Origin of the sequence: Ruegeria atlantica (genome assembly GCF_013032455.1) — a bacterium.
GTDB lineage: Bacteria > Pseudomonadota > Alphaproteobacteria > Rhodobacterales > Rhodobacteraceae > Ruegeria > Ruegeria atlantica_B.
Map to the genome: position 1 here is coordinate 24740 of NZ_WQCF01000006.1, position 19734 is coordinate 44473.

Genomic DNA, 19734 nt, shown 5'->3' on the forward strand with positions numbered 1-19734 from the left:
TCATGAATGCATTAGCTATTCCAATGCGCGCTGTCCGCCAGTTGCCAGGTCTTTTCATCGTCGGGTTTGTGATCACTTTTGCCTGGATTGCAGTCGCCATTCTAGCTCCAGTGTTGGCCCCTTATGACCCAGACGCGATCGCGTTCGACGCTCTTCTGACCGCCCCTAGCCCGGATCATCTGATGGGCACTGATCAGCTGGGGCGAGATATCTTTTCGCGGGTACTTTACGGCGCGCGGGTCGACCTGTTCATGGGCGTGGTCGGCTTAATTGTACCGCTGGTGATCGGCGTGTTCTTGGGCCTGCTCTCGGGGTACTTCGTTGGCTGGACAGATACAATCATCATGCGTGCGCTGGATATTACCATCGCTTTTCCCTTTCTCGTACTGGTCCTGGCGATCGTCGCAGTTCTTGGTCCGGGATTAAGCAGTTATTTTGTGGCTCTGGCTCTTGTGGCGTGGGTGCCTTACGCGCGGTTGGTGCGAGGGCAAGTAAAATTGATCAAGCAGACTGATTTTATTGCGGCCACAACCTCGCTTGGGTTCGGATCAACCTACACGCTGATCCGACATGTGCTGCCAAACTGTATCGTTCCAGCACTGGTATTCGCGGTGACGGATTTTGTGCTGATCATCCTTTATGGCTCTTCTCTGGGATTTCTGGGTATGGGCGCACAGCCACCTACGGCGGAATGGGGCGTAATGATCGCCGACGGTCAGACCTATCTGTCCACTGCTTGGTGGATCTCCTTCTTCCCTGGTTTGGCGCTGCTTACCCTAGGTGTTGGTGCAGCTTTGCTGGGAGACGGTACTGCGAAACTGATGCGGGTAGAGAGATAACATGTCAGATGAACACAAAATCGCCATCCGAGTCCGCGACGTCTCGATCACCTTCCCGACAGAGGATGGCCCCGTCACCGCGGTCAAGAATGTAAGCTTTGACATCCGCGAAAACGAGTTTTTCGGGATCGTCGGCGAAAGCGGTTCGGGCAAATCCACGGTTTGCCGTGCTATCACACGCCTGCTGCCCGACAGGGCCGAAGTGACCGGTGAAATCACGGTGCATGCGCAAAAGATGCTTGAGATGGATCTGGACCGGCTGCGTGACATCCGCGGAAACGGCATCTCGATGATCTTCCAGAACCCTTCGTCACATTTGAACCCATTGATGACGATTGGCGATCAGATATCCGAGACCGCACGGTTTCACTATAAACGCAACAGGGAAGAACTGAATGAACTCGCGGTTTCAACCCTGAAAGACGTTCGGTTTTCCAACCCTGAAGGACAGGTAAATGCCTATCCTCATCAACTTTCGGGTGGGATGAAGCAACGCGCCATGATTGGGGCGGCGCTGGCTTGTGACAGCAAGATCATCATCGCGGATGAACCGACAACGGCGCTGGATGTAACAGTGCAAGCCGAGATTCTGGATTTGCTAATCAAGCTCCGCCAGGAACGAGGACTGACCATCATCATCATCTCTCATGATCTTGGTGTGATTTCGCAACTATGCGACCGGATTGCCGTGATGAAGGATGGTGAACTGATCGAGCAAGGCCGGACGGAAGAGGTGATCCTTTCACCGAAAGAGGATTACACCCGAACCCTGATCGCATCGCGTCCTGAGGCAATTAGACTGCACAATTCCGCCTGGAAAGGTGAGCCTACCGAATCTGGGAACCCTGTTCTCGCGGTTAACCGTGCCTCAATCTACTTTGGCGGTCAGGGGCGGAATGCGGTGGTCAAAGCGGTAGAGGACGTCAGTTTTGATGTTATGCGCGGGGATATCGTTGGTGTCGTCGGTGAAAGCGGATCCGGCAAAAGCACGATTGTGCGGGCCATGATTAATCTGAACACTTTGTCGTCCGGGGAAATTCTTTACGACGGTCGCGATGTTCGCAATTTCAAAGGCGCGGAAAGAGTGAATTTCCTGCGAAAGGTGCAAATGATCTTTCAGCACCCGCAAGAGTCTCTGGACCCGCGATTTAGTATCGAACAATGCATCATGGAGCCGTTGAAGTTACACAAGATTGTTCCAAAGGATCGGATCGCGTCACGGGTGCGCGAACTGATGGAGATGGTTGAGCTATCGCCCGACCTGTTGACACGCCGCCCTAGAGATATTTCCGGTGGCCAAGCACAGCGCGTTTGCATCGCACGTGCTCTGGCGATGGAACCCGAAGTAATTATTGCCGACGAAATCACCTCGGCGCTGGATGTAACCATTCAGGCGCAGATCTTGCGATTGCTAACGCGGCTGAAGGAACAGATGGGGCTTACGATAGTATTCGTGACCCATGATCTGGATGTGGTGCGTACCTTCTGCAATCGCGTCGTAGTCATGCAGATCGGGAAACTGATCGAGACTGGTACACCGCAGCAGATTTTCGAGACTTCATCACATGATTATACCCGCCGCCTAGTGGCGGCGATCCCTCATTTACCCCAAGGACTCAGCCAGAGCGAGACAGCATGAACTTCCAAGACTACGGATCGCAGGACGCGACGGGACTGGCGGAATTGATCCGCAAGAAACACATCAGCACAGATGAGTCCATTGAGGCTGCCCTTGAGGCTATCGAGCGCCTAAACCCCGAGCTTAATTGCGTTATCGAAACCGGTTTGACGCGTTCGGGCAGCAACAGCAGTGCGCCTTTTTATGGCGTTCCGATGCTGATTAAAGACTTCCCCATGATCAAAGGTGTTCGGGCTGAAATCGGCAGTCGACTTGCTCAAGGATATATCGCCAAGGCAGACAGTAAATTCTGGCAGCGCATGGCTGATGCAGGTTTCGTGAATCTGGGCCGAACAACAACTTCGGAATGGGGCATTAACGCAATTACCGAAAGTAGGTTGGTTGGTGTCACACGCAACCCTTGGGATGTTTCCAGGTCCGTCGCAGGTTCATCAGGTGGTGCCGCTGCAGCAGTGGCATCGGGCATGGTGCCGATCGCGCACGCATCGGATGGGGGTGGGTCGATCCGTAACCCGTCGGCTTTTTGTGGAGTTGTCGGCCTAAAGCCATCGCGAGGGCGCGTGTCGAATGCGCCAGGTTTGGTTTCGGGACTAGGTGGTGTCGCTTACAACTTTGTCATGACCAAATCCGTACGAGACTGCGCGTCTTTGTTGGACGTCCTTAGCGGGTCTAACCCAGGTGACTTTATTGAGGTAGCCGCGCCAGAAAATTCATTTGCATGTGCAATAAATGAGCCATCGCCGAAATCTCTGACTATTGGGATAGCCTGTGAAAGTTGGTCTCCTACACCTTTGTCCAGTTCAGTTGAAAAAGTTGTGCGACAGGTCGGCCGTTATTGCGAAGAATTGGGTCACTGCGTTGAGCCCATAGAGCCATTCTTTGACTACTCTGCTTTTTACGAGGCGCAAAAGGTTCTTTGGGCGGTCAATGTGCGTACTCATATCAATGATGTGGCACGCGGCATGGGTAGGATACCTTCGCTGGAAAATTTGCAATCCACAAGTTGGGCGCTGTATCAAGCCGGTGCAGCCATTGATGGGGAAAGTTATGCGATTGCGCTAATAACTCTCGGTGCAACTGCGCGTAAGATCGCCTCAGCGTTTTCCAAATACGATCTGATATTGACGCCCACCGCGCTTCACCCACCAGAGCCGATTGGGACCGTTGATTTCGATTTGCCCAATGCGTCTTTGGAAGATGTGTATCAACAGCTTGAACCCAAGGAAACATTCACGGCTCCGTTTAACATTAGCGGGCATCCTGCAATATCGCTGCCGCTTGGGTTAAGCCCAGATGGGACACCTATCGGAGTTCAGTTCGCGGCTGCATTTGGGCAAGAGGCATTGCTGTTGAAACTGTCCCGAATTTTCGAAGAAAGCGCGTTGTGGCTAAGGCAAAGACCAAGTGTACATTGCTGTAATCTTTCTAGTAAACAACCTGTATGACAGATGAACTGACGCAGAAGATAAAGAACGGTTATTCCGGCTTTACCAAGTCGGAAAAAATAGTTGCCGCATACTTTTTGGAGAACCTGCGCAGTCTGCCCTTTGAAAATTTGGGCAGCATAGCAGCCAGATGCGATGTCAGCGACATGACGGTTTCGCGTTTCATTCGCTCTCTTGGGTTTAAAAACATCAATGAGTTGAAGGCTGATCTAAGAGCCAGCGCAACCACTGCCAAAGACGAACTGGACGATATCAGCAAACGTAGGGTCGCGTATTTTAAAGATGAAAGTGGGTTGCGGACCAGTTTGGAAAAAGAGCTGAATAGCCTTTGCGATGTATATGCGCTGTGTGAACTGGATATCTGGCCCGAGATCGTCACGCTTCTGTCTCATAGAACAAACGTGTTGATCGTCGGGTTTCAAGCGGCAGCTGGTGTCGCACTCGATTTTTCGACAGCGCTAAAATACATCCGGCCTGGCACACGGTATCTGGATGATTGTAGCGGGGTATTCTTTGACCTGTTCGAGCAGGACCCGCGGCAGAGCTGCCTGGTCGTCGTTGACACAGCCCGATACTCGACCCTCGGACGAAAACTGATCAAGCGCGCGTCGTTAGCTGGGTTTCCGGTCGTGTTTATCTCTGACAAGTATGAGTCTTGGGGATTGGAACACACTCGTTACATTCTGCGCGCTTCTAGCGATGCCAGTACGTATTGGGATTCTCGGGTGGCGATTTCAGCAATCACAAATTTGCTGCAGCATTATGTGGCCAATGAACTTGGCACATTGCCAGAAAGTAGGGTTTCATTGTCCGCTGAATTGAGTGCCGACTTTGGGACGTTCTCCGATTGAACCTGACAGTGCTTCAAACCAGAAGCTTCGTGCCAGAATTGATAAGAACGATTGGTTCTATGTTTGCCTTGTATCTGTATTACGGTGGAAGACGGGATTGCAGACTTTGACCGTTCACAGTTTTGCAAGGCCGAAAACCTTTTTTTGGCCAGTTCAAAAGAACGGTGGGTGGCGGCGCATTACCCATACTGTTGCCGCCAGGATGCAGATGTGCATTGCGACCAATGTTGTTCCTGCAGCTAGTAATCCAAACGTACCCAACAAAAGACCAGTGGCGACCGTACTCGCTATCCCCGAGACAGCGACCCAAGCCGCAAGGAGGGAATGACGGTTTGTGGATACATATGGTGTTTGCAGCGTAAACCACACAATTTCGACGGCAATTGCGGTTGTCATCAGATAATGAAGAGTGTTCCAGCCGGTTACGGCTTCATGTGTCCACCAAGCCAGAAAATCTGGGCCAAGTGTGACCATGCAGACCCAGTAAAGGACTGATCCTACAACTCCCGACCACACCATCAACCGATAAATTCTTGCTCCTGTATCCAAATCTCGTTCGCCGCTAAGGCGCGCGAAGATCGGTTCGAGGGCATAGATGAAGATTGCCGCGAACATCCGGCCAATCCGCGTCAGAGTCCTGATTGCTGAAATTACCGTTACCTTGTCGGGTCCGAGCTGACTCGACACCAGTATGTTGACCCCTTGTATCGTAACAAGATTAGTAAAAGTGTAGAGCATGTACGAGAAGGATGGCGCCAACATGCTGCGGATTTGGGTCACCGAAACCAAGCTGAAATTTGGGCGGGTCCAGGGATGCCGGACCCAGAGAATGATTGCGGCAGTAGAAAACAAGGCAAGCTGAATGGCGACAATCGTAGTTGCCACGGCCAGATAACCGCCTCCGTTCAGGCCCCAAATGCCAAGCGAAAGCGCCACCCCAAGTTGGTAACTCGCATTGGTGACGACCATCAGCCAGTAAAGTCCGTTTGCTCTTAGTCCGGCGCCAACAGCTCCGAACAGGATTGAACCGGCAGCCACCATCGAAAGAAGGAAAAAAGCCAAGGGCACTTGATCAGAAAACCGAGAAATATTGAGAATATCGGCAATCGGCAGAAAGCTGGCAAATGCGCCGATGGCGAGCAATGCGAACCCCACGGCGATCAGCATCGCCCAAGTAGAGGCATTGATGATTTGGGCGCGTTCAGTATTCTTTGCGGCGGTTTGTAGCGTCATTTCATTTGCAGCGATCTGCGCTAGCCCCAAATCAGCGAGCGAGAAGATGGTGCGCAGTGAGTCAATCGCCAGCCAGCCGCCGTAAACCTCTAAACCCCAAGTTGAAATCATTATTGGTATAAGCAGCAACTGTGTGCCTATTGTGACCCCGCGGGCGTAGGTTTGTGCGCCACTGTTGGTAATGAATTCCCTTAGGATTTTTTGCATGAGTGCGTATAATTTTTTTGTTTTATTCCGAATACCTGTGGAATTACATTTTGCAGGTAAGAGAACCAGTCCAAAAATAGTGTACCCGGCCAAGAGGGCCGGGCTTTTCTTTGCCGGATATAGAGATGGCTCAACCTTTTGGCGATCTTCAAGGGATATTCCATCTGACGTCAGAGGTTACGTCAGGCTTTTGAACTTCGCCGCAAAAATGGACATGACTGATTTCAGCTCGGCGTTCGATAACTCATCGAAAACGGCAAAGGCTGAAATTTCGCCGGGAAAGGGGTCTGTTCCCGTAGAACTGCCAAACAAGCAAAACATCTCGGTTGTGTTCGACGGGGTTATAGATGGATTGTCCACTGATATGCGTGCCTGTTTGACCCCATTCACAAACACTTCGCCATCATCATAGGTGCCGTTCGCGGGTCTGCGCCAGGCGACCACTGCGTTTTTGTCGTCGCCTAGGATGGCAAAGCGGCCATCGCCGTCGTTGTGGGCCCAGGCTATCCCACCTGTCCCGGTGGTTCCGGACAGGGTTCCGGCTGTTCCGTCACCGATATGCCAAACCCGCTCAACTTCGGCGCTGGCGACGCCAGTATTGATGGCCGCAACGACAGTAAGACCTGGATTTTCGGCCAGGCCAAATCGGGTTGCAATTTGCAAAAGCGTGTTTCCCTTGTTTGCGACACGCCCTTTGGTACGGGAAACGGGCGCCGCGACAGGTACAGCGTGTGTGTCTGCAAGACGAGGCGCAAGGTACTCGGCAAGAGCCCTGTGTCCGGCATCGTCAGGATGAATAGAATCCGTCTTCGTATATGCGACGCCTTCCATGTCGACAAATGCAAAGCCAGGGCGCGACTGCGCGGCAGATCTGATATCGTCGCGGGTGCTCAGCCATGTTGCCGGGGGCGGGTTGGGTGCATAATGATCCCATGGCCCGACGACCCACACCGGCCCAGTGTATACGGTACGCAGAGCGTCGAATGTCGCATTCACCGCAGCTTGCACCCCGCTTTGACCGACATCGTTTAACCCCAACGCAATGACGACTTCGTCGGGTGCGCCAGAAATTCCAGAAATGCGGTTATAGTCATCCATTATCCTGCCCACGAGCGGTGCCTGTTCGCCGGATTGATCGTCGACATAGCCAGTGCCACCGCTTCCGCTTGCCACTGTGGAAAACTCTTCCAGCGGGCGAAGCTGGTTGACCCACCCGTCCCATTGTGCGGCGACACCAGACGCGGTTGTAAAACTGTCTCCGAAAACAATGGTTTTCCAACGGGCAGGGCTTGCAGTCACAACGGCTCCTGGCAACGTTTTGAAGCCGAACCAACGCACATCGCCATAGCCTTCAACGACCACTCGATTGGCTTTCAGAGGCAGTTTGAAAGACCACCAGCGCCGCCCCGGACCTATATTCGATTGGTTGAGAGGGTGATGTCTGACGCCGTTGATTGTGACGCGGTAGCGGCCAAGCAGGCTGTCACTTCCGTCGATGCGGATTGCAAAGTCTCGATCAACTACGAATGAGGCTTGCCAGGAAACCCCATGCCCGCCCGAGGCCGGGATGTTTCCGCTGCTCTGTGTTGCCGAAGGAAACTGCCGGCCCAAAAGACCGAAGTAATCTGAGTCATGGTGCCAGCCGCCCCGTAAATCGGCGTCCTCAAACCCGTCCTGTATCAGATGGCTTTGTGTGATCCCATCGAATGGAGCGGATGGCGCAGATGATGTCCCAACAGAAATCGCATTGGGGTAGCCGGTCAGAAAGCGTCCGCGGCTAGTTTCGCTGACTGCTGACAAATGATTGCCGTTTGCGGATTTATCCTTCACCAAGCCCACGTTCTGTCCAGAGGTTGTTACGGGGACAAATCCAGCCAAATCCTGCGAAAGCGCCGAGGTATCTGTCAGGTCGAAAAGGACCAGCGGTTTAAACGCATTGAGGCTCAATTTTTCTTTGCGAATTGCCAGCGATGTGATGGAAATGTCAGAACCAATCATATCAGATCACCGACCCATCACGCCCGTGCGGGCTTGGCTCTAGCGTTACAATTTCGGACATTTCGGCCCGGACAAAAGGAATGGGTTGGGGCATCTCCATGGAACTCCAAATTGTTGAAAACTAAGGGGAAGTTACAGGTCACCCCCGAGCCTTTTCGAAGCAAGCCTAGACGTTTAGGGGTTCCCTGAAACAACCGTACCGTGCTGCCCCAAGACGTATCCTTCCCGTCCTGAAGGCTTTGATTTCGTCGGCCACAAACATTCCGTGGAGTTGTTTATTTTCGTTTAGCCATCAGTTCGGTGATATGTGCACAATGCCGATCACGCTGCGATTGGTTTACTTGTCTGCCAAAACAGACCGATCAAATCTGCTCCGAGCACGAATATAACGCGCCGGGTTGCCCGCATATACTTTCCACGGGTCCAGGGACTTCATTGTGACTCCGCGGGCGCCGATAACGGCACCTTCGCCTATTTCAACACCGGGCCCTACAAAAGCACCCGCCGCGACCCAAGCCTGTCTGCCAATATGGATTGGTTGTGTGCAAAGCTGATCGTGCACATCATCGATGTCATGGCTTCCGCCGCAAAGTTCCGCATCCTGAGAGATGGTCGCAAATTCTTCGATCACGATCTTGTCCAAGCAGTAGCAGTTCGACCGTGGCCCCAAGACTGCGTATCTTTCCATCGTCAGGTTTGGCGGGTACCAAACATTGGCGGACCCATAAACACGAGCGCTTGAATGGATCTTGGCCCCAAATAGCCGCAAAGACCAAACCCTCCAGAAATGCAATGGCGGCGGCGTCCAGCGGCATAGCAATAGCCACCAAATCCCCCAGAACAACCTCAGCACGCGGTGAGAGGTTTTGAAACTGGCCCCACCTGTTACGGGTGATGAGTGTTGGGCGTTCAGCGGTTCGGTCATCGCAAAGTGTCTTTGGCCTCCTGCAATACCGCCATCAAATCCTGGGCTGCTGCGCGGATGGTAAAGCGCTTCTCATACCCTGCACGGGCGGCGCGGCGCATCTCGGCCAATTTATCTTCAGTCAGTGCGAGAAATGTCGCAATAGCCTGACCCGCGCTTGCACTCGTATCGTCGCAGATTATGGCTGCCCCGGTTTTCGAAAGCTCAATGTGAATATTCGTGCGTCTGGTTGCAATGACCGGTGTGCCAGCGGCCAGAGCTTCTGCCAGAACCACGCCGAAATTCTCTTGATGTGTGATCAGGGTGAATGCTTCGGCCCCTTCGAAGGCGGCCCATTTTTCTTCTCCGGCCAAGGGTCCTACGAAGTGTACGCGTCCTGTAAGGCCAGCTGTCTGTGCCAATCTGCGTAGTTCGGGGATCATGTCGTCAGGGTCCGGTCCGGCGATGACCAAGTGCAAACCGAAGTCCGCTGCAGCCGAGCGACGGAATGCCTCGATCAACACGTCCACGCCTTTCTTTGGGTGTATTCTGCTTAGAAACAGAAAGTAGCGCTGATCTGCCGTTAGTTTCAGTTTTGCCTGAAATGAAGCAATTCGTGCCGAAGGATCAGATTTAGGAGGGGTGCTTGCACCATAGGCCACGACCGCTTCGCGATATTTCGGCCCGATGAACCCGCCACGCGCAGCCTCTGCCTCTTGCTGCGCGGTGAAAAGCACGCGATGAGCATGTTGCAGCACGGGGCCTTGTGTGCCCCAGAATGCTTGTTTGATCCAGTGCTTGAAAGGTTTGATTTGCCGAAAATACGGGTCAAGCATCCCATGCGTGTAAAGGACGTACGGCAATCCCGACCGGCGGCAGCCTCGCCCCCCGCCAACCGAAGCCCAGTGCCAGACGCCATGAACTACGGCAGCGTCGAACCGATGCGCGTTGTCCGATATCCACTGACCCAGTCTTGAGGTGTACCCGACCGAACCGCGGCCGGGGCCGACGCCTGTTGCGGGAACCGGGTTCTGTGCCAACCACTGTGAATTCGGAGGGTCCAGCGTTACGACCTCATTCTCCCATCCGCTGCGGGCCATTTCCTCGGAAATGGCGTTCATGCTGTGAAGGGGCCCACCGTATGCCGGATCGACTGTTGGAATTATACGTAAAACTCTCATGCTTTTACGCTATCTAGAATGCTCTTAAGTTGGTTTTCGAAGTGAGGCATAAGATATTGCGCCTCAACTTTGCTCCGGCCTCTTGCACCTATCTCACGGGCTGTTTCTGTTTGTGCCAAAAGTTTTCCAAGCTGGCTGGCGAATTCTTCGATATTCGACGGGTCGACAATATACCCATCAACACCGTCCGAAACGATTTCCTGGGCGGCATCTCGATCTCCGCAGATGACCGGTAGTCCCCGCAGCCAGGCTTCAAGGTAAACGATGCCGAAACCTTCTTTTTCCGAAGGCAGACAGAACACGCTTGCGCTGGCATATGCCGCTGCAAGCGACTTATCTGACACACGGCCGGTAAATCGCACGTGTTCTGAAATGCCAAGTTCCAGCGATAGTTTTTCCAATCCGTGTCTTAAGACGCCATCACCAACGATTGTCAGTGTTGCTTCCAAATTCTGTGTTTTTAACACTGCGAATGCCCGCAGCAGCTTGTCGACATTCTTGCCATGATCATGCTCGGCCAACCGCGTCACGCATAGGATATTCGGCTGTTTTGGCTGGGTTTGATCGGGCGACGGAATCTCATCCACTGCATTGCGAAAGATGCTGAACATTTCGGGCGATAGTCCGAACGCTTTTGCCATCCGGTTGGCTGTGAATTGGGACACTGATACGACGCGGTCGAGGCGCCGCATCATTGGCGCGTCAAACGGCTTGCGCTCGCGATAGACTGGGTCGCCCCAAACTTCATCACCATGCACAACCAGTATCCTGGGGGCTCGAGGCGCTATAACCGAACATGCGGTCAGGACCGGTAGCAGGTTGACATGGCCAGCAACCAGAATGTCTGCCCCTCGTGCTGCGCCCATTGCCTCGTGAAACATCCGTAGGACGGATGTGCCACAAGGGCGGAAATCGGCATCCACATCAGTTGGCATGTCTGATGTCTGGTCGCGCCGTAAAACGATCTGCGGTCTTATACCATTGCTCTTGGCAGCACGGCTGGCCAGTGCCTTGATGAAGCGACGGTTGAATTGCTGCAGCCCACCCATCAGGCCATATGTTTCAAGGCCGATGAATACAATTTTCTCCGGTTTGCTCATATGCGCGCATCCATGGCCCGGTCTATGATTTCAGCCATTAAATTTTCGTTAAAAAATCCATTTGCCTGCGCGCGCGCCTGTCCGGCCTGCGCGAGGGCTGCCAGGCTCCGCGGGTCCGCAAGCAAGGCTTTGCAGCGATCAACGCAGTCCTCTGCGGTGTCAAAGAAAACGGCTTCTTGGTCTTCTGTATACAATGCTTCATGAGTGCGCGTCCGAGCTGCGCACATTGCTGTGCCAATCGCAGGAATTTCGATGCTGCGTTTTGTGTAAGTGTCAAAATTTTTCTCGTTCAATAAAACCAGCGCTATCTTCGCACCAGCGATGGCGGCAGTGTAGTCGCGCCCTTCAAGATAGTTGCCTCGTAAATACGGTTTCAGCTTGGCGTGGTTCACGGCCTTGGTCCAGCGCGGACCGTAGATCGAAAGTTCTATCCCTGCATCAATCAGAGTTTCCAGGAAGAATTCTCGGCCCGGCATCCATGTTCCGACAAAGGCAACTTCTGAGAGCCAGTGCTGTTCGAGAATTGTATCAAAAGGGCGGTGAACAACTTCATCAGCGCATGGTGCCACTGAGAAGGGATTGCGTGCGCCCTTATTACGCATGTTCTGATCTGAACCGTCGCGATGGGTTGATGCGGTCAGATCATATTGATCAAGCACCTGAAGAAACAAATTCCATCGTTTTCTTTCTGTTGTTGGCAAGGCGTATGGGTTGTCCGAAGTGTAGTGACTTAATACTGGCGCGGTTCTGCCCAGTACTGCCACGCTTTTACGCCCAATCACTTCGCCACTGTTGACATGTGCAAGATCAAATTCCCTGTTTCCGATTTCGCGTTTCAAAACGCGTGATACGAGATGATCAATGCCAAACCCGCCCTGACGGTTGAGCCAAAGGGGCCAGCGATTTGGAAGGAATTCTTCGGGTGAGATATGTAGAACGTCATGCCCCAGGCGCCTGGTAGCTTCGGCACGTTGCAGGGACGTTCCGGATTTTGCTCCGATGTAGAGAATTTTCATTCCAAATGCCTTGCAACAGGTTTCGGCATATTCATGGAATGGCGTGTTTTAAGGACTTGGAGCACGAGGCTGATCAGCACACAAAGCAGCAAAACCTGCAGCGGTGATCGCAACATTGCAAGGGTTTGACCCAGAATGGTTGTGGTCAGAATGCCGTAGACAATCAGCAAGGCGTTGAAGGCCTGAACCACGGTCCGCAAGCCGAAATATCGCAGCATAAGACGATAGTTGAGCGCCCAACATGCAAAGACAAAGATGGATATAACCAGCACACCCCAATAGCCGCCAAGCGCCCATGCCTCGGCTTGGGACGTGATCATTGGCCGCCCGACGGTTTCTCGGGAACGCAGCGCCAGTTCCCAGACCAGCTCATCTCCGAGCATCGTAATTTTCTGCTGACCGAAATTGGGCAGGGCGCTTGGGATTGTGGTCTGCCAGAGTTTGGCAAAATCAATATGGGTTGTCAGCAGCAAGCGACCGGTCACAATATCCATTTGCGGTAATAATGTGAGACGGTCAAAGATTGAGGTGTCACCGCCGCCATAAAAATAAGACCTAAACAAGCTGTATCCTGTTTGGCGCTGCGCATAAACATAAGACGCGCTGTGCGTGTGAAGCGGATTGAACAGGGCATATAGGGTTTCGAACGAAAACAACCTGCTGAGTGCTTCTTTGACCATCAGATCCGGTGTGTCCCGAAGTGGACGTACCGCAATTGAAACAGCAGAGAACACTGCCAGAAACCGCACGAGAAAATAGCCCAACACCACTCGCTGCCAGGTCACAAAACGTTTTCCGAAGATCATTAGTAGTACCAAACCCATCAGCACAAAAGACAAGAGGTCTGTCCGGCTATTGTCGATCACGGCCAATGCACTGTACCCCCCGAACAAGCCCAGGAAATAGGGGTCCATTGCCCGCGCGCCCCGACGCAGGAAGTTTGTCGCGATCAAGATCGGAAGAAGGTAGAAGAAACTTTTGGCAACGATCGGAGATATGCCTCCGGTAAATCGCAATACAAGCACACAGATGGAACTTGCCAGAAAGGCGAACATCAAGCTGTTTGTCCGCTCGACCGCAGCAAAGGATGCCTGTCGCGGGCGGTCTGGCACAAGCGCGTCGATTAATCCGACCACCGAGATTCCGAACTGGGAAACCAACACGATTGAAGCTGCCCGATCCGGATCAAGAATGTTGTAGTCAATCGACACTCCGCGCGCGGACGCGTTCACAAACAGCATGAAACTGAATGTCCAATAGGGCGAAGAATAGAAAAAAGCACGCCAGCCATCTTTGTGTAATACAACCATCGCGGTCGCAAGAAGCATGCATGCTGTATGGACTAAAAGGCTGATTTCCGGCGCGATTGCGAACTGAAACAAGCACAGTGGTAGACTAAGAAACAAGCCAATCCTAAGCGCAATATGCATTCTATGGTCAAAGCGTGCCGATGCCTCGAAATCCATAGCGATCATTTCAGCAGCAGTGCCCATTCGCTTTTCTACCAAAGGTTGAAAAATTCAGATGCTTGCTTTGAAACACATTTTTTTAGATCGGGCTAGTCCTGCCCCTCAAAAATAACTCGCCATTGCGCCATCAACCCTCGTTCACAGCAGATGTCAGCGGTTCATTTCCAGAAAGGCGGTGCAAAATACTTATGTAACTGTCCAGAATTGTCTCGCGATCCATGTTCTGCTGCACAAAGGTCCGGCCAGCTTGCCCCATTCGCTGTTGTTGAGCAGGGTTTGAAAGAAGATCCAGAACCTCTCGGCAAAGGCGTGCTTCATCTCCAGGTTGCACACAGATACCTGCCTCGGACTCCTGCGTCAGTGTCTCCAGAGGACTGCCCGGCTCGGCGATGCAAACATAAGGCCGACCCGCCGACATGATTGAAATAAGCTTGGAGGGCATAGCATAATTCGCCACATTCAGCGCTTGAGGGACCAGATGAATGTTGGCGCTTTGCAGAGAGGTCATAAACTCGTCGGCAGGAGCCAGATCTAGAAAGCGGGCATTTCCGATTTCGCGCTTTACAACCTCTTCTTCAATTCGTGCGCGTTCTGACCCAGCACCCCGCATTACAATCTCCACGTCAGGGGCTTTTTCCGACAAGTAAGACAGCAAGGGAAGAAGTTGGTCGAGGTTCTGTTTTTTTCCGAAGTTTCCAGAATACATTACCCGTATCGGACCGGCAGGATCGATCGGAATATCTGCCGCGACCTGGGACCAGATCGGTAAAACTTCAATTGGTTGTCTGCAGCCGATATCCTCAAGTTCGCGCTTCATTCCTTCGGTCAGGACAATGACCTGATCAGCAAAGTTTAGACCGAAGCGCTCTACCAAACGCATAAGCTTAAGCAGCATTGGGTTGGATGTAATGCCCAGCGATCCAGCGAGACCGCTTTCGATATCATGGACCACAGCAACAATCGGCGCGCCATTCCTCAGTTTTAGGGCAGCAGCGCCAAACAAAGTAAGAACGCTGGGTACATATGTGATGATGATCTCGGCGTCGCGATATGTGCCGCGAACAGCGTGAGAGATTGCTCGACCGAGATAACGCAGGTCGTTAAAAATGCGCTCTTTGAAGCCGCCCGAGCCACGTGGACTTACAGGCACGCGTTCAATTGCGATGGTGTCAAAAGTTTCCCGGTCACGCGTACCATGCATCCAGTCAGCAAACGGTTCGACACTGGGGTAATGCGGCCGGAAGGCGAGTGTTGAAACAACATAACCCTTGTTGGACAAATGTTGTGCCAATTCACGACTGTATGGAGCAGATCCAATCTCTTCTGGCCAAAAGTAGGGGGACAAATAAAGGACCGAAGTTTTGGACGATGCCATATTGCAGTTGCTTTCAAAATTTTTGGCCGCGCTTGTATGTTTTAGTAATCCGCGATGTCAACTTTCCACCTATAGTGGGATTATTTGCGAAGGCCAAAGCCAGTGCACGACCTCTTTGGCCGATTGCTATTTTGCGACAGATCTGCCCCCACCGTTCTTGCGCATTGTCAGGCCAATGCGTTTACGCGACACATCCACCTCAACGACTGCAACCTTCACGACCTGTCCGGTTTTGACCACCTCATGCGGATCCTTGACGAACCGATCAGCCAGTTGACTGATATGGACCAGCCCATCCTGATGCACGCCGATATCCACAAATGCACCGAAGGCAGCAACATTGGTAACGGTGCCTTCAAGAACCATTCCTGGTTTCAGGTCGGTGATATTTTCGACGCCATCCGTAAATGAGGCGGTGACAAAACTGGGACGCGGATCACGACCCGGTTTTTCCAACTCGGCGAAAATATCCTGAACGGTTGGCAGACCAAAAGTTTCGTCTACGAATTGCTCGGCCCTTAACCCTTTCAACGCGCCGTCATGGCCCATGATCTGTCGAATATCCCGGCCACATGCCGAAACAACCCGACGGGCAACGTCATAAGCTTCGGGGTGAACCGAAGACGCATCCAGCGGTTCTGCGCCGTCGCGTATGCGCAGAAAGCCAGCGCATTGTTCATATGCGCGTGGGCCAAGGCGGGCGACCTTAAGAAGCTCTTTGCGCGATTGAAATGCGCCATTCAGATCGCGGTGCATCACAATTGCTTCGGCAAGGACAGGCCCCAAACCTGACACATGAGAGAGCAGGGGAGCTGAAGCCGTGTTAAGGTCGACACCCACTGCATTAACGACATCCTCGATTACCGAAGCCAGGGATTGCGACAGGCGGTGCTGGTCCACGTCATGTTGATATTGACCGACTCCAATGGACTTTGGCTCGATTTTCACCAGCTCGGCCAGCGGGTCCTGCAACCGGCGTGCGATCGACACTGCTCCGCGTAGAGAAACGTCAAGATCGGGAAACTCACGCGCGGCCAGTTCCGAGGCGGAATAGACCGAGGCTCCGGCTTCAGACACAATAACTTTAGTAGGCGCAGCTACGGTCTTGGGCAGCAGTTTCAGTGCGTCGCCCACCAATTTCTCGGTTTCACGGCTGGCTGTGCCGTTGCCGATGGCGATCAGTTCGATTTTGTGTGAGGCGATCAGATTCAAAAGAGTCGTTTGCGCTCCGCGCAGATCGTTTTTGGGCTGAAAGGGATAGAGTGTATCCGTTGCAACCACCTTGCCCGTGGCATCAACTACGGCTGCTTTGACGCCGGTGCGGATGCCCGGGTCCAGACCCAGCGTTGCTCGTGCACCAGCGGGGGCAGCGAACAACAAGTCTTTGAGGTTTCGGGAAAAGACCTGAATGGCCTCTTCTTGCGCACGTCCACGCAGGTCGGCCATCAGCTCGACCATCATTGACAGGGACAGCTTCACCCGCCAAGTCCACCCGGCCACCTTGCGTAGCCATTTATCGGCAGGCCCATCGCCGCGTGTGCGTAGATGGGCGGCGACTATCGCTTCGGCCCGCGCGGCACCTGTTTCGGGCTCGGGCGCGATGTCCAGCGTCACGATCCCCTCTTTCGAGGCGCGTAGCATCGCCAATGCACGATGCGATGGGGTCTTGGCCCACAGCTCGGAGTGGTTGAAATAATCGCTGAACTTCACGCCTTCTTGTTCCTTGCCGTCAATCACCTTTGAGGTCAGCACGGCCTCGCGCTGCATGAAATTGCGTAATTCGCCCAACAGAGCGGCGTTTTCAGTTAACCGTTCCGTGATGATGTCCCGTGCACCGTTCAGCGCGTCCTTGAGAGTTGGCACCGCTTCAGTGACGTAATCCTGTGCCAGAGCCTCGGGATCGGCAGAACGGTCTATCAAAATGGCGTTGGCCAGCGGTTCCAACCCGTTTTCCCGCGCGATCATCGCCTTGGTGCGACGCTTGGGTTTGTAGGGCAGGTAGATATCTTCTAGCTGGGCCTTGGTGTCGGCTTGTGTGATGGATTTGGCCAGTTCGTCAGTCAGCTTCCCCTGATCCTTGATCGACCCAAGAATGGTTTCGCGTCGTGCCTCCAACTCACGCAGATAGGTCAGGCGGTCGGACAGTGTGCGCAGTTGACCATCATCCAGTCCACCGGTTACTTCCTTACGGTAACGCGCGACGAAGGGGACGGTGGCCCCTTCGTCCAGCAGTTTCACTGCAGCGCCGACCTGTTCGGGGCGAGCGTTAATTTCGGTGGCAATGGTGCGGGCGATGCGGTCCAAGGAGGCCTCCTGAAAAAGTCTGGAGGGACTTCTTAGCCAGCCACATCCCTAAGGGGAAGGGGCTTTACGTCGCTTGTACCTGTCCGGCCAAAGACAGAAGGTCCTCGTGTAGTGTTTTGGCGATTTCGACATATCCGCGCTCGGTGTTGCGCGCCCGGGCGGCAAAGCGCCGTTGCGAGGGCAGACGTGCGCCCTGATACAGGATATCGGCAAACAGGCGCTCGGCGCGGGCGTCGTTTTCGGTCACACGGCGGCCACTGAACTGGGCGGGGTCAAAAGCCAGTATGATCTCGCCATGGTAGGGAGCGCCACCTGCACCTTCGGCAAACTCCATGCTTTCCAGGCTGGTCAAGTCGTCGATCAACGGACCGGCCAGAAGCTCGATCACAATAGAAAGGGCCGAGCCTTTGTAACTGCCGAAGGTCAACATCGCGCCGTCCATTGCAGCCTGCGGATCGGCGGTTGGGTTGCCGTCTTTGTCAATGGCGACCCCTTCGGGCAGAGGTTTGCCCGCACGGCGATACAGCTCGATCTCACCGTAGGCAAAAGCGCTGGTGGCAAAATCGAAAGTGTGGGGTCCTTGCCATGCCTCGGCCAGCTGAAGGCCAGGGGATTGGTGCCGAGGCTACCGCGTGTGCCGCCTGCCGGGGTCATCCAGGAATGGCTGGGTGCCATCGCTATTGCGGCCAGACCTTCGGCGGACAGCCGTTCCACTTCGGGCCAGAGGGCCGAAAAGTGGAAGCATCGGTTAATCGCCATCGCGGCCATACGCGGCCATACCATGGGTGCGGGTCTTTTCGATCAGTACTGGCAGCGCTTTTTCAAAAGCCAGCCGAGACATGCCGCCCTGCGCACCGACCCTAACGATTGCGTTGTCCGAGGGCGCAACGACGGGCTCTGCATGTCCGTCGATTTTTCCGGCTTTCATCGTATCGGTGCAGTTGAACAGGCGGAATAGCTCGTGCGACTGGCAGTCGTCTATCTGACAGGTGGCCAACATGTTGGTGATTGCTGCGGCATGCTCCGCCCCGAAGCCGGATGCGGTCAGAATGGACAGGCTTAGGTTTCGGATCTCATCCAGTGTCAGTCTGACTGTTTCGCTAATGCCCCGCGTCTCCCTCTTCTGCGATGAGACAAGGGGAAGCGGGACAAGACTGGCAAAGGGAACCCGGTTTCCGTCGGGCTCGGTCTTAACCCGGTGTTTCTGCTTGTAGATATGCGATCAGGTTGGAGACGTCTTTTTCATTCCTTAGGCCCGGAAACTGCATTCTATTGCCGGGGATGGTGCCTCGGGGATCGGACAGGAATGTGGTCAGGGTCTCGGCATTCCAAACGATACCCGACTCTTTCAAAGGTGAGGAATAGCGGAACCCGGCGGCCTGTCCAGCCGTGGCGCCGAAAATGCCGTGCAGCGACGGGCCGACCGAGTGACGATTTTCAGCCAGTTTGTGGCAGGCGCTGCATTTGCGGAAGACTTTCTTGCCGGCTTTGGTATCACCCGCGACTGCGGCAACGGCAATCGGGGCTGCACTGGTCACTGCGGCCTGTTCGCCGTCCATGTTGAAAATCAGACGCGCGGTAACAGGTACGGTCCGGGTTATGCTGGGGAGGTTGGCAAGCTCCATCAGCTTGTCCACTCCGGTGTTCACGGCAGCATCCTCGGTGCTGATGAACACCATGTCGTTGGTCGACACCGTCACCGAAGTATCTGAAAGGCGTGCCACAAACATTTCGGCGTCAAAAGCCACTTCCGCCCCGGCCAAAGATAACATGGCATCGGCATCGACGAGGGCTGTTTCGCCGACGCTTAAGCTTGAGACCTCGGCCATATCAAACTTGGCCTTAAGTGAAGCCGTGCCCGCTTTGCGAAACACATGTTCGATCATCCGTTCATTGCGTATGTCGATATTGGTCTCGACTGAGGACAGGTCAATTTGGATTTCGACCTGACCATCTGGGGTTACATGACCGCTGAGACCGGTGAAGGAATTCACCTCACCCACAGTGTCTTTCTTGATGGTGCCATAGGCAAGATGAGAGCTTTCGGGTGCCAGGGTCCACGTCTCGGCCAGCGCCTGGGTTGCAACAATTGCCGACGCAATCGTGACTGCCTTCAACAGAAGTTTCATTTCATTCCTCCACGGTATTGTGTCAGTCCTGACCTCGCGGGCCT

At 53.8% G+C, this 19734-nt stretch carries 15 protein-coding genes and 1 pseudogene; 4 read left to right on the top strand and 12 right to left on the bottom strand.

Annotated features, from left to right (window positions below; all coding sequences use genetic code 11):
* Positions 1 to 2 precede the first annotated feature (2 nt).
* From GOW93_RS11845 to GOW93_RS11860, 4 genes are read left to right on the top strand one after another with little or no spacing between them, the layout of a single operon-like run.
* Complete coding sequence (locus GOW93_RS11845; RefSeq protein WP_170384344.1) at positions 3 to 839, top strand: ABC transporter permease; 837 nt, start codon at positions 3 to 5, stop codon at positions 837 to 839.
* A gap of 1 nt (position 840) precedes the next feature.
* Positions 841 to 2478, top strand: coding sequence for a dipeptide ABC transporter ATP-binding protein (locus GOW93_RS11850; RefSeq protein ID WP_170384346.1), 1638 nt, complete (start codon positions 841 to 843; stop codon positions 2476 to 2478).
* Positions 2475 to 3923 carry an amidase gene (locus tag GOW93_RS11855; protein WP_170384347.1) on the top strand — a complete coding sequence of 483 codons (1449 nt, stop codon included), beginning with the start codon at positions 2475 to 2477 and terminating at the stop codon, positions 3921 to 3923. The genes GOW93_RS11850 and GOW93_RS11855 overlap by 4 nt, the downstream gene beginning before the upstream one ends.
* On the top strand, positions 3920 to 4774 hold the full coding sequence (locus tag GOW93_RS11860) for a MurR/RpiR family transcriptional regulator (protein WP_170384349.1): 855 nt from the start codon (positions 3920 to 3922) through the stop codon (positions 4772 to 4774). Before GOW93_RS11855 ends, GOW93_RS11860 begins: the two co-directional genes overlap by 4 nt.
* Before the next feature lie 153 nt (positions 4775 to 4927).
* Here the strand turns inward: GOW93_RS11860 and GOW93_RS11865 are convergent, their stop codons facing one another.
* The 12 genes and pseudogenes from GOW93_RS11865 to GOW93_RS11915 all read right to left on the bottom strand — a co-directional run bounded on the left by GOW93_RS11865 (position 4928) and on the right by GOW93_RS11915 (position 19690).
* Positions 4928 to 6214, bottom strand: a complete 1287-nt coding sequence (locus GOW93_RS11865) for a lipopolysaccharide biosynthesis protein (RefSeq protein ID WP_170384351.1) — start codon at positions 6212 to 6214, stop codon at positions 4928 to 4930.
* 177 nt (positions 6215 to 6391) lie between these two features.
* Positions 6392 to 8212, bottom strand: coding sequence for an SGNH/GDSL hydrolase family protein (locus GOW93_RS11870; RefSeq protein WP_170384352.1), 1821 nt, complete (start codon positions 8210 to 8212; stop codon positions 6392 to 6394).
* A gap of 337 nt (positions 8213 to 8549) precedes the next feature.
* Positions 8550 to 8843 (bottom strand): hypothetical protein, encoded by a 294-nt coding sequence (locus GOW93_RS20705; protein WP_217354791.1) that lies wholly within the window; start codon positions 8841 to 8843, stop codon positions 8550 to 8552.
* Between the two features lie 290 nt (positions 8844 to 9133).
* The gene (locus GOW93_RS11880; RefSeq protein ID WP_368039665.1) at positions 9134 to 10297 is read right to left on the bottom strand and encodes a glycosyltransferase; all 1164 of its coding nucleotides are present in this window, start codon (positions 10295 to 10297) and stop codon (positions 9134 to 9136) included.
* A complete protein-coding gene (locus GOW93_RS11885; RefSeq protein ID WP_170384358.1) occupies positions 10294 to 11397 on the bottom strand; it encodes a glycosyltransferase family 4 protein in 1104 nt (367 codons plus the stop codon). The genes GOW93_RS11880 and GOW93_RS11885 overlap by 4 nt, the downstream gene beginning before the upstream one ends.
* Positions 11394 to 12413 carry a CgeB family protein gene (locus GOW93_RS11890; RefSeq protein WP_170384360.1) on the bottom strand — a complete coding sequence of 340 codons (1020 nt, stop codon included), beginning with the start codon at positions 12411 to 12413 and terminating at the stop codon, positions 11394 to 11396. The genes GOW93_RS11885 and GOW93_RS11890 overlap by 4 nt, the downstream gene beginning before the upstream one ends.
* Complete coding sequence (locus GOW93_RS11895; protein WP_170384362.1) at positions 12410 to 13654, bottom strand: hypothetical protein; 1245 nt, start codon at positions 13652 to 13654, stop codon at positions 12410 to 12412. Before GOW93_RS11895 ends, GOW93_RS11890 begins: the two co-directional genes overlap by 4 nt.
* A 355-nt stretch (positions 13655 to 14009) precedes the next feature.
* Positions 14010 to 15257: a glycosyltransferase family 4 protein gene (locus GOW93_RS11900; RefSeq protein WP_170501896.1), complete on the bottom strand. Its 1248-nt coding sequence runs from the start codon at positions 15255 to 15257 to the stop codon at positions 14010 to 14012.
* A 126-nt stretch (positions 15258 to 15383) separates the two neighbouring features.
* On the bottom strand, positions 15384 to 17561 hold the full coding sequence (locus GOW93_RS11905; RefSeq protein ID WP_170384366.1) for a Tex family protein: 2178 nt from the start codon (positions 17559 to 17561) through the stop codon (positions 15384 to 15386).
* Positions 17562 to 17625: 64 nt separating this feature from the next.
* Positions 17626 to 18344 (bottom strand): annotated as a pseudogene (locus GOW93_RS20770) (Ldh family oxidoreductase).
* Positions 18310 to 18777 (bottom strand): Ldh family oxidoreductase, encoded by a 468-nt coding sequence (locus tag GOW93_RS20780; protein ID WP_368039671.1) that lies wholly within the window; start codon positions 18775 to 18777, stop codon positions 18310 to 18312. The pseudogene GOW93_RS20770 and the gene GOW93_RS20780 overlap by 35 nt, the downstream one beginning before the upstream one ends.
* Complete coding sequence (locus tag GOW93_RS11915; RefSeq protein ID WP_170384368.1) at positions 18752 to 19690, bottom strand: c-type cytochrome; 939 nt, start codon at positions 19688 to 19690, stop codon at positions 18752 to 18754. The genes GOW93_RS20780 and GOW93_RS11915 overlap by 26 nt, the downstream gene beginning before the upstream one ends.
* Positions 19691 to 19734: the final 44 nt, after the last annotated feature.

Bases quoted from the DNA above. Each gene is read 5' to 3' on its own strand.
- GOW93_RS11845 (WP_170384344.1), top strand. From the start codon at position 3: ATGAATGCATTAGCTATTCCAATGCGCGCTGTCCGCCAGTTGCCAGGT.
- GOW93_RS11850 (WP_170384346.1), top strand. From the start codon at position 841: ATGTCAGATGAACACAAAATCGCCATCCGAGTCCGCGACGTCTCGATC.
- GOW93_RS11855 (WP_170384347.1), top strand. From the start codon at position 2,475: ATGAACTTCCAAGACTACGGATCGCAGGACGCGACGGGACTGGCGGAA.
- GOW93_RS11860 (WP_170384349.1), top strand. From the start codon at position 3,920: ATGACAGATGAACTGACGCAGAAGATAAAGAACGGTTATTCCGGCTTT.
- GOW93_RS11865 (WP_170384351.1), bottom strand. From the start codon at position 6,214: ATGCAAAAAATCCTAAGGGAATTCATTACCAACAGTGGCGCACAAACC.
- GOW93_RS11870 (WP_170384352.1), bottom strand. From the start codon at position 8,212: ATGATTGGTTCTGACATTTCCATCACATCGCTGGCAATTCGCAAAGAA.
- GOW93_RS11880 (WP_368039665.1), bottom strand. From the start codon at position 10,297: ATGAGAGTTTTACGTATAATTCCAACAGTCGATCCGGCATACGGTGGG.
- GOW93_RS11885 (WP_170384358.1), bottom strand. From the start codon at position 11,397: ATGAGCAAACCGGAGAAAATTGTATTCATCGGCCTTGAAACATATGGC.
- GOW93_RS11890 (WP_170384360.1), bottom strand. From the start codon at position 12,413: ATGAAAATTCTCTACATCGGAGCAAAATCCGGAACGTCCCTGCAACGT.
- GOW93_RS11895 (WP_170384362.1), bottom strand. From the start codon at position 13,654: ATGCTGTTTGTGAACGCGTCCGCGCGCGGAGTGTCGATTGACTACAAC.
- GOW93_RS11900 (WP_170501896.1), bottom strand. From the start codon at position 15,257: ATGGCATCGTCCAAAACTTCGGTCCTTTATTTGTCCCCCTACTTTTGG.
- GOW93_RS11915 (WP_170384368.1), bottom strand. From the start codon at position 19,690: ATGAAACTTCTGTTGAAGGCAGTCACGATTGCGTCGGCAATTGTTGCA.